The following is a 16,328-nucleotide window of genomic DNA, read 5'->3' on the forward strand; positions in this document are numbered from 1 at the left end:
GGTAGCGCCCCTTCTTTGCTACAGCACATCCCCGGAGGCGTTGAAGGCATCCTCCATCGTCTCCGGCAGGGGCGGCAGGACCGGCTTGTCGCAGCCTTCCGCCTTCATGTGCGCCCGAAGCGCATCCATGCGACCGAGATTCCATCGCGCCAGCGGCACGCCCAGCGGCCGAAACTCGGCCCGGTCGAACAGTTCCACGACATATTTGCTGCACAGTGCATCGACCTGATCGAGGGTGAGCATGCCAAGATTCATGACCATGGGCTTACCCGGCACCCCGTCGCGGCCCCTCACGAGGTCGGTGACATAAAGGCCCCCGCGCGGATCGACAAGCACCACGTCGGCTTGCGAGGCATCGATCATTCGGTGGCTCGCCGCGTAGGGCGCAACAAAGGCATGCGTCCGCCACACGAGAAAAGCGCTGGCGAACAGGGTGATGGCGACGCTCAGAAATACAGGACGCATGGCCGCGGGGCGAAAGCGCGCCCAGCCCAGACCCGCAAGCAGGCAGAAGGGCCCGATGTAGCCGTGAGCATAGCGGAATCCCCAGCCATAGCCCTGAGCCAATGCCAACGCGCAGCCCGCGAAACATCCCAGCGCCAGCGGCAAGGCGATCTCCTGCCCCCTCAGCGCCCGGCGCCAGTCAATGGCAAGGACGCCGAGCGCTGCGAGCGGCGCCATCAATATATTGTTCCATGCGGCGAAGCGACTGAGGTTGACGAGCGGCTGCCAGCGGTCACCAAGTCTTTCAAACAGGCTGCCCACCTTGTCCGCCACGCCGGCCGCAGGGCGGATGTCGGTGGGCGGCCCCAGATATTGGACCAGGAAACCGGGCCAAAGCTTGGCCCAAACAATCACGATGGCGAGCAGGACCAGGATGTGAAATCCCGCCGCCGCCCAGCGCCTGGCGAGCAACATCCACAGGATGAAGGGCGCGATGAAAATGGGGGGGAAATGCCACTGGTGCAACCCGGCCGCGAGCAGCGCCACAGCGCCCGCACTGACATGCCCGATCGCACCGCCGCGCAGCACCAGCGCCAGCCAGATCATGTTGAGCGCGAAATGCCCGGTCATGGCGTAGGGGGTCATCGCCGTGACCCAGAGTTGCGCTGATGAAAGGCCGAGCAGCATTGTGACCCACACCGCATCGCGCCGGGTGGGGAACAGGTGCAGCGCCACCCGCCAGAGCGCGAAGAGCCCCGCCATGAGGAGCGCGGGTCCCGCCAGATTGGGATCGCCAAGCTGCCAGAAGGCCGCCTGGATCGCGCTGTTCACTGGCAGATAGGCGGCCGTCCAATAATCCGCCGCGCCGAAGGGAGAGAAGAATTCGGGCATGATGGCGCGACGATAGGGTTCCCATTCCGCCGGGATGGGCCGCGCGAACAAACCCTCGCGCATATAGGCTGCGGCGAAGCGGGCAACTTCCTCGTCCCGGGAAATCGCATAATCCTGGAACAGCCAGTAATGCCCCGCCCAGGCGAGAAGCCCCAGAAGAAGTATCAAAGGCACGATCACGCGTGCACGTGGTTCGGGCAGGCGAAAGCCCATACCCTCGGCAAAAGGTGCGACGAGCGCCAGCAGCAGCGTCGCGCCCAGAAGGGCCGGGAAATCCTGGTCAAGGAACAGGATGACGGCAAGGCTGATGCCTTGTCGGTAGGCGACATGCCACAGGAACGTCCCACCCAGCCAGAGCGTCAGGCCGATCGCGCCCGTCAGGAACAGGCGGCGGCTGTCGATGAGGCGGGTCTGCGCGCCCATCAGGAATCCGACAACAGGGCCTGGTTGACGAAGATTCCGTCCATCTCCACCAGCAGCGGGAAATGCCCCTTGTTGTTGGCGAAGAAGGCGGATGGCACGAAGGCCCTGGTTTCGAGCCAGTCGATCATCGCGCGATAGCCGGTGCCGCCCTGATAGATGGGACGGACGCCGAGTTCAGTCTGGACCCCCGCAAATTCGGCCAGCATTGTGCCTGCGCCCTCACAGACCGACAGGTCGTGGCCCTGCGTATCCATTTTCAGGAAGGGCCGTGCGAAGCCATGCCTTCCACGCAGTTCGGGGAGCAATCCGTCGAGCCGGCGGCATTGCATTTCGACGGTGCGGGTTACGCGGTTGCGATCGGCGAAGACGGCGTCCTGCGTGTCGGAGGGCCTTTCAAGGGAACTGAACTGATCGGCCGCCATGATGTTGAAGTTGGTGGTTCCATCGAAGTCGGACAGCGCGAGGTTGAACACATGCCATTTGCCGTCCGAAGCCGCGCGGCGGGACAGGTCGGCGAAGATGTCGGGGTTGGGTTCGAACGAGAGGATGGTGCCGGCAAAAGCCGCGTCCTTGCGCAGCATCGTGGCGTACTGACCGCGATTGGCGCCGACGTCGAAGACGCAGTCGATCGCGAATGCATGAATGAAACGGCGAATTGAAAGGATTTCAGGATATTGATGGACGCGGCCGGCCAGGGCGAGGCGGACGGCCAGCGCCCGGTTTTTTATTTCGTTTACGTAACGATTCATGGCCTGGGCTGCGTCACCGAGCGATAGATGCCGATCGTCGCCAAGGCCATGTCCTTCCAGTTGCCCATTGCTTCCCCATAGGCGCGCGACCGTGCGCCGTTCGCCTGCCTGATGGCCGCGCTTTCTAGGAGCGGCAAGAGCGCTTGTGCAAGCGCTGCCGCATTTCCGGCCGGCGCGCGGACCGCGACGTCGGCCGGAAGCGTGGCGAACATGCCCGTGTCCGATGTCACCATCGCCTTGCCATGGTGGAGCGCGGACATGAAAGCGCCGCTCGAATCGATGTGACGATAGGGAAAGACGATAATGTCGGCCTTGGCCATATGCGCGTCGAGCCGGGGTTCGGTGAGGAAGCCGAGATCGGCGATCAGGTGACGCGCAAAGCCCGCATCGCGCACGCGCGCCAGGAGCGGTCCGATGTCCATGAAGGGCTTGCCCGCCAGCGCCAGTTCGAACCCATGCCCCGCCCGCCAAAGCGAGAGGCAGGCGTCGATCAGCAGGTCGACGCCCTTGTAGGGACGGATGGTGCCGAAGAAGAGCAGGCGCGGCAGGAGGGCATCGGGCACCGCCGCCAGATCGTCCGGCCCGGCAGCGGCAAGGCGCATGGGCGGATGCGGCGTCACATGGATATGCGCCGGGTCTATCCCCTGACGCGCCAGCGCGTCCCGCGTGGTGTCGCCATGCACCACCAGCGCATCGAACAGGTCAAGCAGCGCGCGATAGCCCCTGCCCTGCACGCCCGCGTCGGCATGATAGGCATCGGCATTATGGACGGTATGGACGAGCGCCATGCGCCCCTTCAGCCGGCGCAGCATCAACCGGTCGGCGGGCGCGAGCGGCAGCCACTGGACATGCGCCACGTCGGAGGCCGCAAGCGCGCCAAGGCCGCCGACGGCGCAGGTCGCGCCATATTCGGCCGCCTTGGCCAGGCGGAACACCCGCCCATCCCCCAGCCGTCGACGCAGCGCCTCGCTGGCCCGGAAGAAGCGCGCGACATAGCGATAGCCCCGCGGCACGATCGCATCGGTGGCGCGCATCGGGCGACCGAGAAGGGTCACATCCTGCCCCGCTTGCGCCAGGGCAGCGCAAAGGCTGTCATCGTAGCGCCCGGTGAAAAGCGACGGGTCGATCATCGCGACCTTCATCGCACGCCGCCTTCCCGCAACAGCCGATGAAGCGAGAACGCGTGCAACCCCGCCGCGACCAGCAGCGTCGCCGAGTAGAAGGCAAGGAAAGCATCGTCGAAGCGACCCGGCGCGAGGATGAGCGCGAGCGGGACGCTGAGCAACGACCCGGCGAGGAAGGGCAACGACCGTTTCAACAGATGGGCGAAGCGGCCCAGCGCGCCCTGCACATAGACGGAGACGCAGATGACGGCGAGCGCCAGCAGCGCAAGATCAACCATCAGCAACTCCGTCATGCCGATCGCCGCGCGGTGGGCGAACAGCTTGGCGAAAAGCCACTGTCCCGCCAGCAGCAGCGCGGCGGAGGCGGTCAGCGCGAAGAAGAAGGCAACGCCCAGCGCCCGTATGAGCAACTGCCGCAGCCGGTCGGCATCGCCCGCATGGAACGCCCGCGTGACGCGCGGCAGCGCGGCCTCCACCGTGGCCCGTACGGCCATCGACAGCGCCCGCGACATCTTGAAGAAAAAGTCGAACAACAGCATCGGCCGGGCGTCATGGGTCGCCAGCGCGATGGTGAAATAGGGCGCGTTATAGGCCAGGATATCGGAAATGGTGAGCAGCGCCGACGAACCGATATCGCTCAGATAATAGCTGCGCACATGTGCGCCGCCGATGCGGAAGGAAAGCCAGTGATGCCGGCCCATGCCCAACCGGCGATGGACGAGCGCGATGGCGTAGCCGATCACGGTCATGCTGACGGCGAGTTGCAGCGCAACCGAGAGGCGCGGATCAAGTCCGCGCAGGATGAGCAGCAGCAACAGGATCGTCACGACCCGGCGCGCGCAGTCGAGCGCTTCCCAGAGGAAATTGCCGTCCACCGCCGCCAGCGCCCGCTTTGCCAGCAGGGCCGGCAGGTTGACGCAGGCCGAAAGGAAGAAAAGGACGAAGAGCAACGGCATGGCCGTGCCGACCGCCCCCGCCGCCAGCGCCACGACCAGGATGGTCAGTGCACACAGGATCAACAGGCCGAGGAACAGGAAGAGCACCCCCATTTCCTCCAGCCGGAAAGGCCCCATTCCTTCTTCTCCGACGCCCAGCCAGTGGCGCCGCAACCGCGCATAGATGATGCTGGTGAGGCCAAATTCGGCGGAAATGGTGAAGTTGCCGAAGGCCACCAGCAGCAGGAAGGACTGGAATTCACGCAGCGGCAGGACGCGCACGAACACATAGGTGACAGCGAAGCCCCAGATCAGCACCAGTCCGACATTGGCGAGCTTGATGAGGGCGAGGAAGCGGGCGGACCCTTCCATCCGCGCCATTGACTTGCCAAGCGGGATGCTCACCGGGCGGCGGGTCCGGCAGGCTTGCGGGCGCGGAACAGCCGGTCGTCCAGCGCGAAATGATGGCGGGTGGCCGGGTCGATCGCGCTGGCGTCGACCTCCTCAAGATCAAAGCCGGCCGCGCGGATGCGATCAGCGAAATCCGGGCCATATTGCCGCACATGGTCCCATTGGCCAAAGCGCCGTTCGCGTTCGCGCGGGGGGATGTCGAAGCTGCCATCCTCGGTCGGCCTGTCCCAGAGCGGCACGATCAGCCATGCCTCGCCGCCAGGCTTGAGCGCACGATGAATATTACGCAGCACATGATGGTCGTCCGGCACATGTTCCATCACATGGCTGGCGTAGAAGAGATCGTAGCGATCCGTCTCGGCAAGCGCCATCAGGTCGACCTGGCGCATGTTGGGGACAGTGTAGCGGGCGGGATCAAGATCGGCGGGTGTATAGTCGGCGGCGACGGAGAAGCGTCGGACGAGGCTCGCTTCATTGGGGGCCATGTGCAGGATGGCGCCCTGCTGTGGCACGGTCAGGACCTTGCCGGCGATGAGGTGGTTCATCAGCCGCTCGCGCGGCGATGCGCCGCAATTGGGGCAGCCCCATTCGGCATTGTCGCCATAGCGGAAGAAGCCGACGACCGCCTGTCCGCAGGCGGGACAGCCGCGCGTCGCGCGCGCGCCCAGCGCCTTGCGCACAGCGAGCGCGGCCCGGGTCAGATGCTTGCCGGCAGCTTTCGCCACCCGCTGGAGAGTAATCACGCCTTGGCTCCGATCGAGCTTGGGAAGTCAGCGACCGCACGGCCTATACAATATGTCGGCCCTTTGGCGAGGGGGATCAGCGTGACTTGGCCGGATTCCACACCGTGACGGTCCGGCCGCTCATGGCCCTGGCGACGCCCTGGAGCGTGGCGGCATAGGCGATGAGGATGTCGACGATGGCGGCCAGCGCGCCCCCTTTCGCACGCAGCCCGAGGCCGAGCAGCAGCAGCGCCAGCGCCGCCCCTGCCAGGGCCAACAGCGGCGACAGGCGGAAAGCGAGCACGGCCGCGGCGATGGCGCCGGTCAGGATGAACAGCCCGCCGAACCAGCGCACGATCTTGCGCGACGCATATTTGAACCGATCGAGGGCGCTCATCCGGCGCAGTTGCGGACGCAGGTGGTGATGGGTGTGCCAGGCGCGCGCGGCGATCCGCACCTTGCGCCGATATTCGTCGCCGCGCCCCGCGACCAGCCGTTCGCGCGCGATCACGTCCCGGGCCTTGACCAGCCGGTGCCCGGCAAAGACCACCGCCATGGACACGGTCAGGTCGTCGAGCACGCTGTCGGGAAAGTCGGGATAGAGCGCGCGGCGGATCGAGAAGATCGAGCCGTCCGCGCCCATGACATTGCCGGTGCGCGATTCCTCGTCCTTCAGCCGTTCCTCGATCCGCCAGTAAAGCGAGCCGACCGATGCGGTCGCGCTTTCGCCCTCGCCCATATAATGAAGCGAGCCCAGCACGCCGCCCACGCGCGGATCGGCATAGCGGGCAAGCAGCCTGGCGATCGCGTCTTCGTCCAGCAGCACATTGGCGTCGGTGAAGATCAGTATGTCGCCGCGCGCGCGCGCCGCCAGTTGCTTCATGCCGTGCGCCTTGCCGCTGCGGCCGGGGCCGCGCAGCAGCGTCACCAGATCGCCTTGCGCCTCGATCAGCCGGGCCGTGTCGTCCGACGACCCATCGTCGAAGGCGAGGATTTCGAGGCCCGGATGGCGCGCCTTGAGCATCGCCAGATTGGCGAGCTTTTCCGGCATCGCCGCCGCTTCATTATAGGCGCAGAAGAGCAGCGAGGCAGAGGGCGGCGCGCCGGGCGCGGGCTGTTCCGCGCGCGTCGGCAACAGGCGCAGGATCGCCGGATAGACGAGGAACGGCCACATCAGGCCGAGCAGCGAGACAAGCAGCAGAAGCGCCAGCAACAGGTCGACCGCCCGCATCAATAGGCCTTGTGATGGACGAGCACGCCGATGGTCGCGACGATGATCCGCAGGTCGCGCCAGATCGACCATTTGGTGACATATTCAAGGTCGGACTGGAGCCGGTCGATCAGGTCCTGATGATGATCCGTCGATCCGCGATGGCCGCGCACCTGGGCAAGGCCGGTCATGCCCGGCTTGATGCAATGCCGTTCCCAATAGCGATCGTCGACCTCCCAATAGAGGCTGTCGCCCGCCTTGGCGGCCGCCGCGTGGGGGCGCGGGCCGACGATGCTCATGTCGCCGCGCAGCACATTGAAGAGCTGCGGCAGTTCATCGATGCTGGTGCGGCGCAGGAAGCGACCGACCGCCGTCACGCGATCATCATCGCGCGCGGTGAGCTTGTCGGCCTTCCGGTCGCTGGCTTCGGCGCGCATGGAACGAAACTTGTAGATGTTGAACGGACGGGCATCGCGACCGATTCGCGGCTGCCTGAAGATCACCGGGCCGGGGCTGGTCAGCTTTACCGCGAGCGCGGCAAGGATCAGCACGGGCGAGAGCGCCAGCGTGGCCCCGGTGGCGAGCAGGATGTCGAAGATACGCTTGATGATGCGATCGCGAAACTGGAACGGACCGCCGGCGACGATGATGGTGGGCTGGCCGTCAAATTCATCCACGCGCGCGGGAGCGAAGCGCAGCAGTTCGGGGACGACGATCTCCCCCCGCGCCGACAGCGACTTGAGCGCGATTGACCAGTCATCCATGCGATCCATCGGACAGGCCACGATCACGCGCTCGGCCATGCCCACGGCGGCGGCAAGGCGCGCCGCCATGTCGGCATCGTGCCGTTCGGGATGAAGATCGGCGCTGGCGGCGTCGATGACCTCCATGTGCGGGCGGGTGTCGATCCGCACGCCGTCCATGATGACGGCCGTCAGATGCGGCACCTCCCCCAGCAGGCGCGCGCCCAGCCGCTCGATCGCGAGGCGGACCAGCGCGACGCTGATCGCGGAAAAGGAAAGGCCGGTGACGAAGGTCAGGCGCGACAGCTGTTCGGCGATCTTGCCCAGATAGACGATCAGCAGCATCAGCAGCGCCGCCTGCAACAGCGCCAGCAGCCCCCTCACGATGCCGCGCCGGATGTCCTCCAGCATATGGATGCCGTAGGCGCCGCCCTGCACCGCCAACAGGATATAGAGCGGCGCGATCATGGCGAACATGACGAGGCCATGGGGCTTGCCCGGCTCTCCCCCGATCGCGCCCAGCACGAGCTGGTTGGCAACGAGGAAAGACAGGAAAAGACCCGCCAGGTCGCCCAGCAGGCACAGCAGGTAAAGTCGCGCCCGCACGATTTCCTTGGAAACTGTCACTTGCGTCCTGATCGTCCTGGGCCCCGCCGCTGCGTTGGCACCGGCTGGCGCGGGTTGCAAGGGGCGAGTGGCCCGGTTCGCCTCCGTTCGTTTCGGGCCGGCCGACAAACAGGCAGCAAATCCTGGGCGCTTCTCGATAAGCGCGAAGCGAACGGGGCAGCTATAGTCCGAACAGCCGCACCAGAGCCTTGTCCAGCATCAGCAATTGCCAGAGCAGCCGGCCATGATCGGCAATACCCGACTTATGGTCGGCCGCGACCTTGCCCAGCATCCTGGCGTCGAACCAGCCCGTCTTCGCCAGCGCGGACCCGCCGGCGATGGCGCTGGCCTCGCCCGCGAGCGGCCCGCGAAACCAGTCGCTGATGGGCGTCACGAAACCCATTTTTCGCCGATAGAGAATGTCCTGCGGCAGATAGGGCTCCATCGCCTTCTTCATCAGATATTTGCCGCTGTTGCCGCGAATGCGCTGGTTCACCGGCAGGCGCGCGGCGAATTCGACGAGCCGGTGATCCAGCAGCGGCTCGCGCGCTTCGAGGCTGACGGCCATGCTCATCCGGTCGGTCTTGGTCAGGATGTCGCCGGGCAGCCAGATACGGATGTCGGCATATTGGGCGCGGTCGAGCGGATCACGGGCGGGCGCGTCGTTCATGGCGCGGATGTAGCGATCCTCGGCGCGATAGGCGCCCAGCCGCGTCCGCATGTCCTGGCTGAACAGGCGCTGGCGCAGGTGGCGGGGCGTCACGCCGATCGACGCGGCATAGGCTTCGGCGCCCTCGCCCGCCAGTTCAAGCAGGGTCGCCCTGGCGCGCAGCGGCCGGGGCGCCCAGTCAAGCTTGGGATACCAGCGGCCCAGAGTGCCGAACAGCGAGTGCCGCACCGATGCGGGGATGAGGGCGCGCACCCTTTCGCCCTGCATCTGGAAGCGATGGCGGCGATAGCCGGCGAACGCCTCGTCGGCGCCATCGCCGGACAGCGCCACCGTCACCTGCTCGCGCGCGAGTTCGCACACGCGATAGGTCGGGAGCGCCGAAGCGTCGGCGAAGGGTTCGTCGAAATGAAAGGCAAGCGTGTCGATAAGCGCGAAGTCGTCGGGCGAGACGATCCGCGTGCGGTGGTCGGTCGCGAAGCGGCGGGCGATGCGGTCGGCATAGGCGGTTTCGTCCAGCGCCGCGACGTCGAAGCCGATGGTGCAGGTCTTGACCGCCTGGGACGACGCCTCCGCCATCAGCGCGACGACGCTGCTGCTGTCGACGCCGCCCGACAGGAAGGCGCCGAGCGGCACGTCGGCGACCATGCGCGACCGCACCGCCTGGCGCATCAGCGCGACCAGTTCTTCCTCCAGCGCCTGGGGCGATGCCTTGCTGCGATCGGCGAAGCTGACGTCCCAATAGCGTTGCGCCTGCGGTATCGGTTTGCCGCGCACCAGGCGAAGCGTCTCGCCCGCGCCAAGCTTGCGCACCCCGGCGACCAGGCAGGCGTCGTCGGGGACATAGCCATAGGCCATATAATCCTCGACCGCCGACAGGTCCGGCGCGCGGCGGAGCAGCGGGTGGGCGAGCAGGCTTTTGAGTTCCGACCCGAAGATCAGGCTGCCATCGGACAGCAGCGCATAATGAAGCGGCTTCACGCCCAGCCGGTCCCGCGCCATCCAGAGCGCCTGCGCCCGCGCGTCAAACAGGGCGAAGGCGAACATGCCGTTAAAACGCTGCACACAGGCTTCGCCCCACTGGCGATAGCCGTGCAGGATCACTTCAGTGTCGCTGTGAGTGCGGAAGACATGGCCCTTGGCTTCCAGTTCGGCGCGGACTTCGGCGAAATTGTAGATTTCGCCGTTGAAGACGACGGCCAGGCTCTCATCTTCCGTCAACATGGGCTGCGCGCCGGATTCAAGGTCGATGATCGAGAGGCGCAGATGCCCGAGGCCCACACCCGGCGCGGTCCAGATGCCGCTGCCGTCGGGACCGCGATAGGGCATGGCGTCCAGCATGGCCCGCACCCGCGCGGGATCGACCGGCTTGGCCGTTTCGAGGTGGAAGATGCCCGCTATCCCGCACATGCGAAAGGGCTCTAGAGCATTCTGAAGTCGGCTGGAACAGTCGACGGCTCGCAGAATGCGGAAAAGCACATCAGCGGATGCCGACGCTGCGGCCGGCCAAATCCTTCATGTCGCCAAGATCGCGCAGAAAGGCGGCGATGGCGGCGTCGGCGGGCGCGCCCGGCCGCTGCTCGGCGGATACCAGCAGCGCCACCGCGCGTTCATCCTGACCCAGCAACCGCGCCTTCATCGTGGCCAGTTTGACTCGAGGGCCGCTGCCGGTGAAATCGCCCGCGCCTACGCGATAGAAGCTGACGACATGGCGGATCACCGGGCCGGGCGCCGTAATCTGTTCGCCGCGTGCGTTGTCGGGCGCAGGCGCGGGCGAGGACCAGCTCCATCGCGTGTCGGGATCGGCCGCCCCCTGGCCGAAGCCGACCAGTTCGCGGCCTTCATCCTGCCGGTCGAACGTGGCGATGGCGAGGTCGACCACTTGCCCGCCGGCGTGGCGATAGCGCCCGAGGACAAGATAATCCGCCCCATCAAAGCGAGGTCGCCAGGGGTAGCCGGCATGCCCGCCCTGCCTTTCCCATCCCCTGACCACGGGCAAGGCGGGCGGCCCCGGAAGCCGGGCGCCCGATGCCACGCCAGCCGCCAGCCACAAGGGCGCGGCGATGATGATCGCGAACGCCATGCCGCAGGCCGTTCCCAGCGCGACGGTCCCGTGCCCTTGAGCCCGTAATCGCTGCGGGTCGAAGAAGGGGTCGCCGGGCTTGCGGTCGAAAAATCGCCAGGCCACCGCCATCACCACGGTCATGACGATGGCGAAGAATATCCAGCCATAGACGACGTGATCGAAGCCCTTCGCCGCATTGATGCTGGTCAGATGCGCGACCCAGATCGTCCCGAACGCCCGCAGCCCGTTGGCCAGCACCGATAGCGAAAGCGCGCCGGCCATGAAGAGGATGCGCCGCCGCCAGGTGGCAAAGCAGACATTGCAGACCAGCGCGCCATAAGCGGTCATGGCGATGACGAACTTGGCGCCCGAGCAAGCCTCGGCCACCCGGAAGTAGCCGGTTGGGGTCGTGATGAAGATGCCGTCCAGATGCGCGGGCACCTGCGCGATGCCAAGGAAGATCATCGCCAGCCGCGCGGTAACGATTTGCAGCGGCGCGACAATCTCCTCCCCCACCGGCACCATGAAAAAGGCGTAGAAAAGCGGGAAGACCAGCGCCCTGCCGACCGCTGGTCCCAGCACTGTGATGACCGCGCCCTGCAGCATGAGGATCAGCGCGGCGTGACGGAACAGCGCCACGCCCGCCGCCGCGCCTGGCAGCCAAGCAAAGGCGCCGATGGCCAGCCAGAGCAGCCCCGGCGCCCAGGCAACGGGCCGCAGATGGCGCAGGCCCGAAAGCCGTTGCTGGACAAGCCAGGCGATGATGAAGGGAATGAACAGACAATGGCCGAAGGTGGATGCGTTCCACCATATCGACAGCATCGAGAACAGATCGCGATAAAACAGGAGCAGGATGGCGCTGGCCAACAGGCCGAGCGCGGTCAGATGGGCGCGCCATGCGCTGCGCGAGGCGGGCACGGCGCCCTTCCATCGGACCGCACGGCCGTTCATGCGGCGCACGCATCCTTCACGTCGGCAGGGCCAAACAGCATGGCGGGCAGATCGCGCAGCGTTTCGGACCAGCGATAGCGTTCTTCCATCCGCGCGCGGGCGGCGGCGCCCAGTCGTGCCGCCCTTTCCCGATCGGCGAGCAGATCGGCAATTGCCGCGACCTCATCGGCCGGATCGGCGGCGATGAGCAGATGCTGGCCATCCCGCGCGTCGATCCCTTCCGCGGCTTGCGGCGAAGCCACGATCGGGCGAGCCATGGCCATGGCCTCCAGCACCTTGTTCTGAATGCCGCGCGCGATCCGCAAGGGGGCGACGACCACATCGGCCGCAGCGAGCCAGCCACGCACGTCAGGCACCGCGCCGATGACGACTACACCCGGAAGCGCGGCCAGCGCCTGCACCTGCGGCGCGGGATTGCGGCCGACGATGGCGAAGCAGGCTTGCGGATGCAGCGCCCGTAGCGCGGGGAAGGTCCGCCGGGCGAAGCTGTCCACCGCCTCGATATTCGGGCGATAATCCATCTGGCCGGTGAAGACGAGCAAGGGGCGCGCCGGCGGATCAATGCGCAGGAAGGCGGCATTGGCATCGAAATAGTCGAGCGCCACGCCATTATCGATGGCGATGACGCGATCAGGCCCGAGGCCGCTCGCCGCGCGGAACAGGGCCGCTTCCGCTTCGCTGACGAAGGCGCTGATGTCGGCGCGGGCCGCCGTCGCGCGCTCGAAGGCCAGCAATGTGCGCCCTTCGCGGCGGTTGATCCAGCCCATGGGGCCGACGCCGCCCCGTCCATAAGCGGCATATTTGGCCGAATCGAAATCGACGAAATCCATGAGGAAGCGGACGCCCGTCGGCAGGGTCGGCACGAAATGCGCCATCTGTGCCGAATAGGCGACGACAGCGGTGATCGGCCGATCGGCCAGGGTGCGGCGGACCCAGTCATGCAGGGCGGGACTGTCGAAAAGGGAGATGAGCATCGGCTGACGCTTGACAAGGCCAGCCAGCCCCGCCGCAACCCGCGAGCGATCGCGCTTCAGCACACATTGGCTTGCGGTCAGGCGGCCCATATCAGCCCCAAAACCCATGTCGCGGTCGTCGTCGGCAAAACAGCCGACATGGACCGGCGCGATTTCGCCCAGGCGCCTGAGCAGATGATAGGAGCGGATCTTGTCCCCCCGGTCGGGCGGGAAGGGAATGCGGTGGCACAGGAAGAGGATCTCGCCCGTCATCCCAGGCCACGCGCGATGAAGGGGCCGATGAGGTTGGCGACCGGAAGCGGCAGCTTCTTCCACAAATCCACACGCCGCTGATAGCGCGGGCTGTTGGGGTTGACGTCGCGCCGCTGCCCGTCGGCAGACCAGCTGTAATAGGATAGCGGAACGGGGTCGAAGCCGAAGCTTTTCTTCCAGGCGGCCTGCCCGCTGCCCGCCTTCGACCGGCCGAAGTCGAACAGGCGCATCCCCCGATCGCGGCCATGCGCCATCAGCCGGTAATACATGAGTTCGTTCGACCGCAGCCGCCGCGCGTCGCCAATGCCGCCGCCCCAAAAGGGCATTACGCGGCCCGCATGATAGAGGCTCAGCACGGCGGACACCGGCCGGCCGCCTTCATAAACGGCCAATATGTCGGCATCCTCGCCGAAATGCGTCAGCGCCTCGCGGAACAGGCGGGCGGGGAAGACGGGCGTGCCGAGGTTGCGAACGCTGGTCGCATAGACATGATAATGGTCGCGCACGAGCCCTGGGCCGCGGCCGACCTTCACTTCAAGCGCAGGATTGCCGAGCGCCTTGCGCAGTTCGGCGCGATGCTTGCGGGGGACGGCGAGGAGTTCGGCCTCGTCATCGACGGCGAGCGCCCGGGTGAAGCCAAAGTGGCTGCCATCATGCCGCGTCCAGTCTGCGGCGGGCGCCGCGCCGCCGCGCAGTTCCACCGATCCGATGCCGTGGGTCCGCGCCACGGCCTGCGCTGCCGCCGCGAGCGCTGCGACCACGCTGGGGTCGTCCGCCATTATGCCACCGTCGACAGCGAAGCCGGAGGATACGAGCGCCTGACCGAACAGCCGGCTTTTTACATGGGTCAGCGGCAGCAGGCCGACGATGCGCCCCGACGGTGCCACTGCCGCCAGCATGTGCGCCGCATTGCCGGTGCCCCGCTCGATCGCGCGCAGCCAGGCGGGCCGGTGGAAGGGGGTGCCATCCGCCCTGCCCCGCACGAAGGCGTCGGCGGCCTCGACCTGCGCTGCATCGCGAAGGTCAAGCGTGGTGACGGCAAGGTCCGCACGATTGCCGGCGATCATGCCGCGCGCTCCGCTTCCCGGGCGACAAGGGCGTCGACGCGGGTCCAGGCGAAGTCGCGCGTCAGGCGGCGCAGCTTGTCGGCCATGACGGACAGGTTGCTGTAATGGCGCAAGCGGGATTTGAGGGGCGCGCCCGCGACGCGCGGCTGGTCGGGATCGATTTCCCACGGGTGGAAATAGATAATCGCTGGCCGCTGGTCGCGCGCGTTCACCTGCCGGATCGCCCAGCGGGAAAAGCCATAGGGCAGAAGACGGAAAAAACCCCCGCCACCCGCCGCCAGCCTGCGGCCCAGAAATTCCGCCGTGGTGACGGGGAGTTCGAGCAGGGGGGCGCCCGCCACCGGCTTCCAACCGAAACGCGGCGATTGCGGCCAGCCATAATGGTCATGCCGGATGGGCGCCACGCTGCTGGAATAGAGATAGCCTTCCTCGGCCAATATCTCATGTGCCCATGGCGTGCGCCGATCGATGGAAAAGCTGGGCGCGCGATAGCCAAGGACCGGCTGTCCGCCCGCATCCTGCAACAACGCGCGGGAGCGGCGCAGGTCAGCGCGGAAGGCCTGGGGAGACAGTGAAAAGACGCGGGCATGGTCATAGCCATGGCTCGCCACCTCATGCCCCGCCTCGGCGATCCGCCGTATCAGCGCGGGATAATATTCGGCTACCCAGCCCAATGTGAAGAAGGTTGCGCGGACGCCCGCTTCGGCGAACAGCGCCAGCACCGCGTCGGTGTTGCGTTCGACCCGATGGGTGAGGTCCACCCAGTCGGCGCGATCGATCGTGCGCTCGAACGCGCCGACATGGAACCAGTCCTCGACATCGACGGACAGTGCGTTCTGCATCATCGGCTCGGCGCGCGAGGGAGGGATCAGGCGGCCGCGGCGCTGCGCGGCGAATCACCCATGCGCTGTTCGCGCTCGACCCATTCGACCAGCAGCGTCAGCACCCGGCGCAGCGCCGTGTCCTGTTCACCGACGCGGAATTCGAGCGAGGACAGGCGTTCCTCGATCAGGGCGAAGCAATCCTTCAGCGCTTCGGGGTCGACCGACTGGATGACGGCCTGCTCGACGCGCAGCGCGTCGACTTCCGCCCGCAGCGCGGCGATCTCCTGCGTCAGCGTGACCTGCGGCTCGGGCTGGCGGCTGCGCAGTCCGGCCAGTTCGGCGCGCAGCGCGGCGACCTCATCGACTTGCCGTGTCTCGATCGTCCTCGCGGCGGGCGGGTTCGGTTCCTCCTCCGCTCGATCGAGCGGCGAGGCGCTCATCGGCTGGATGGTCGCATCGCTGTCGGCGCCCATGTCCGCGACCACGGCCTGGACCGCATCGCCGTCAATTTCCGACAGCTGGTCCAGCGCGCCGAGCAGCAGCACGCGGCTCGCCAGCACGTTGATGCGGCGCGGAACGCCGCCGGTCGCGGCATAGATGGCGGCGAAGGCGTCCGGCGTGAAATGCGGGTCGCCGTTCCATCCCGCCACCGACAGGCGATGCAGGATATAGGGTTCGACTTCGTCGGGCTGCATCGGGTCGAGATGGTGGGTCGCGATCACGCGCTGGCGCAGCTGTTCGAGATCCTGCGATTTCAAAAGGTCGCGAAATTCCGGTTGGCCGAGCAGGAAGATCTGCAGCAGCGAATGGCCGCCAAGCTGGAAGTTGGAAAGCATCCGCAGTTCCTCGATCGCGGAGACCGAGAGATTTTGGGCTTCGTCGACGATCAGCAGCGAACGGCGGCCGGCGCGCGCCTGGGCGTGCAGGAACGCTTCGACCTGACGCAGGATCTGGGCCTTGGGCAAGTTCTCGGTGGGGAGACCGAAGCTCTGCGCGGTGAGGCGCAGCATGTCGTCGCCCCCGACCTGCGTCGACACGATCTTGACGGCGGTGAGGCGCGCCGGATCGATCGTGGCCATCAGGTGACCGACCAGCGTCGTCTTGCCCGCACCGATGTCGCCGGTGATGACGATGAAGCCTTCGCCCTGCGCCAGGCCGTAGCCCAGATAGGACAGCGCCTTGCGATGCGTCGCGCTTTCGAAATAGAAATGCGGATCCGGGGTAAGCTGGAAGGGCCGCGCTTCAAATCCGTAGAACTGGTCGTACATGT

13 protein-coding genes are annotated in these 16,328 nt (G+C 66.6%); all 13 read right to left on the reverse strand.

The window, feature by feature from the left end:
* Positions 1–18 precede the first annotated feature (18 nt).
* The 13 genes from AAC640_RS01010 to AAC640_RS01070 all read right to left on the reverse strand — a co-directional run bounded on the left by AAC640_RS01010 (position 19) and on the right by AAC640_RS01070 (position 16,326).
* On the reverse strand, positions 19–1,758 hold the full coding sequence (locus AAC640_RS01010; RefSeq protein ID WP_340264213.1) for an MFS transporter: 1,740 nt from the start codon (positions 1,756–1,758) through the stop codon (positions 19–21).
* Positions 1,758–2,507 (reverse strand): FkbM family methyltransferase, encoded by a 750-nt coding sequence (locus AAC640_RS01015; RefSeq protein ID WP_340264215.1) that lies wholly within the window; start codon positions 2,505–2,507, stop codon positions 1,758–1,760. The genes AAC640_RS01010 and AAC640_RS01015 overlap by 1 nt, the downstream gene beginning before the upstream one ends.
* Positions 2,504–3,649: a glycosyltransferase family 4 protein gene (locus tag AAC640_RS01020; protein WP_340264216.1), complete on the reverse strand. Its 1,146-nt coding sequence runs from the start codon at positions 3,647–3,649 to the stop codon at positions 2,504–2,506. The genes AAC640_RS01015 and AAC640_RS01020 overlap by 4 nt, the downstream gene beginning before the upstream one ends.
* Positions 3,646–4,938 carry a hypothetical protein gene (locus AAC640_RS01025; RefSeq protein WP_340264858.1) on the reverse strand — a complete coding sequence of 431 codons (1,293 nt, stop codon included), beginning with the start codon at positions 4,936–4,938 and terminating at the stop codon, positions 3,646–3,648. The genes AAC640_RS01020 and AAC640_RS01025 overlap by 4 nt, the downstream gene beginning before the upstream one ends.
* Before the next feature lie 29 nt (positions 4,939–4,967).
* Positions 4,968–5,720, reverse strand: a complete 753-nt coding sequence (locus AAC640_RS01030) for a methyltransferase domain-containing protein (protein ID WP_340264217.1) — start codon at positions 5,718–5,720, stop codon at positions 4,968–4,970.
* A gap of 76 nt (positions 5,721–5,796) precedes the next feature.
* Entirely contained in the window at positions 5,797–6,930 is a 1,134-nt protein-coding gene (locus tag AAC640_RS01035; protein WP_340264218.1) for a glycosyltransferase family 2 protein, read from the reverse strand.
* On the reverse strand, positions 6,930–8,279 hold the full coding sequence (locus tag AAC640_RS01040) for an exopolysaccharide biosynthesis polyprenyl glycosylphosphotransferase (RefSeq protein ID WP_340264219.1): 1,350 nt from the start codon (positions 8,277–8,279) through the stop codon (positions 6,930–6,932). Before AAC640_RS01040 ends, AAC640_RS01035 begins: the two co-directional genes overlap by 1 nt.
* A gap of 160 nt (positions 8,280–8,439) precedes the next feature.
* Positions 8,440–10,335 (reverse strand): XrtA/PEP-CTERM system amidotransferase, encoded by a 1,896-nt coding sequence (locus AAC640_RS01045; RefSeq protein WP_340264220.1) that lies wholly within the window; start codon positions 10,333–10,335, stop codon positions 8,440–8,442.
* 70 nt (positions 10,336–10,405) lie between these two features.
* Positions 10,406–11,941 carry an exosortase A gene (gene xrtA, locus AAC640_RS01050; protein ID WP_340264221.1) on the reverse strand — a complete coding sequence of 512 codons (1,536 nt, stop codon included), beginning with the start codon at positions 11,939–11,941 and terminating at the stop codon, positions 10,406–10,408.
* Positions 11,938–13,167, reverse strand: a complete 1,230-nt coding sequence (locus tag AAC640_RS01055) for a TIGR03087 family PEP-CTERM/XrtA system glycosyltransferase (RefSeq protein ID WP_340264222.1) — start codon at positions 13,165–13,167, stop codon at positions 11,938–11,940. Before AAC640_RS01055 ends, xrtA begins: the two co-directional genes overlap by 4 nt.
* Positions 13,164–14,234, reverse strand: a complete 1,071-nt coding sequence (locus AAC640_RS01060) for a FemAB family XrtA/PEP-CTERM system-associated protein (RefSeq protein WP_340264223.1) — start codon at positions 14,232–14,234, stop codon at positions 13,164–13,166. The genes AAC640_RS01055 and AAC640_RS01060 overlap by 4 nt, the downstream gene beginning before the upstream one ends.
* A complete protein-coding gene (locus AAC640_RS01065) occupies positions 14,231–15,079 on the reverse strand; it encodes an XrtA system polysaccharide deacetylase (RefSeq protein WP_340264224.1) in 849 nt (282 codons plus the stop codon). The genes AAC640_RS01060 and AAC640_RS01065 overlap by 4 nt, the downstream gene beginning before the upstream one ends.
* Positions 15,080–15,102: 23 nt before the next feature.
* The gene (locus AAC640_RS01070) at positions 15,103–16,326 is read right to left on the reverse strand and encodes an XrtA/PEP-CTERM system-associated ATPase (RefSeq protein WP_340264225.1); all 1,224 of its coding nucleotides are present in this window, start codon (positions 16,324–16,326) and stop codon (positions 15,103–15,105) included.
* Positions 16,327–16,328 lie beyond the last annotated feature (2 nt).

This window comes from Sphingobium mellinum (assembly GCF_037860795.1).
Lineage (GTDB): Bacteria > Pseudomonadota > Alphaproteobacteria > Sphingomonadales > Sphingomonadaceae > Sphingobium > Sphingobium mellinum.

What these genes read in the sequence shown, in the direction of transcription:
- AAC640_RS01045 (WP_340264220.1), bottom strand. Translation starts at nt 10,335, where the DNA reads ATGTGCGGGATAGCGGGCATCTTCCACCTCGAAACGGCCAAGCCGGTC.
- AAC640_RS01015 (WP_340264215.1), bottom strand. Translation starts at nt 2,507, where the DNA reads ATGAATCGTTACGTAAACGAAATAAAAAACCGGGCGCTGGCCGTCCGC.
- AAC640_RS01060 (WP_340264223.1), bottom strand. Translation starts at nt 14,234, where the DNA reads ATGATCGCCGGCAATCGTGCGGACCTTGCCGTCACCACGCTTGACCTT.
- AAC640_RS01025 (WP_340264858.1), bottom strand. Translation starts at nt 4,938, where the DNA reads ATGGAAGGGTCCGCCCGCTTCCTCGCCCTCATCAAGCTCGCCAATGTC.
- AAC640_RS01065 (WP_340264224.1), bottom strand. Translation starts at nt 15,079, where the DNA reads ATGATGCAGAACGCACTGTCCGTCGATGTCGAGGACTGGTTCCATGTC.
- AAC640_RS01035 (WP_340264218.1), bottom strand. Translation starts at nt 6,930, where the DNA reads ATGCGGGCGGTCGACCTGTTGCTGGCGCTTCTGCTGCTTGTCTCGCTG.
- xrtA (WP_340264221.1), bottom strand. Translation starts at nt 11,941, where the DNA reads ATGAACGGCCGTGCGGTCCGATGGAAGGGCGCCGTGCCCGCCTCGCGC.
- AAC640_RS01020 (WP_340264216.1), bottom strand. Translation starts at nt 3,649, where the DNA reads ATGAAGGTCGCGATGATCGACCCGTCGCTTTTCACCGGGCGCTACGAT.
- AAC640_RS01070 (WP_340264225.1), bottom strand. Translation starts at nt 16,326, where the DNA reads ATGTACGACCAGTTCTACGGATTTGAAGCGCGGCCCTTCCAGCTTACC.
- AAC640_RS01055 (WP_340264222.1), bottom strand. Translation starts at nt 13,167, where the DNA reads ATGACGGGCGAGATCCTCTTCCTGTGCCACCGCATTCCCTTCCCGCCC.
- AAC640_RS01010 (WP_340264213.1), bottom strand. Translation starts at nt 1,758, where the DNA reads ATGGGCGCGCAGACCCGCCTCATCGACAGCCGCCGCCTGTTCCTGACG.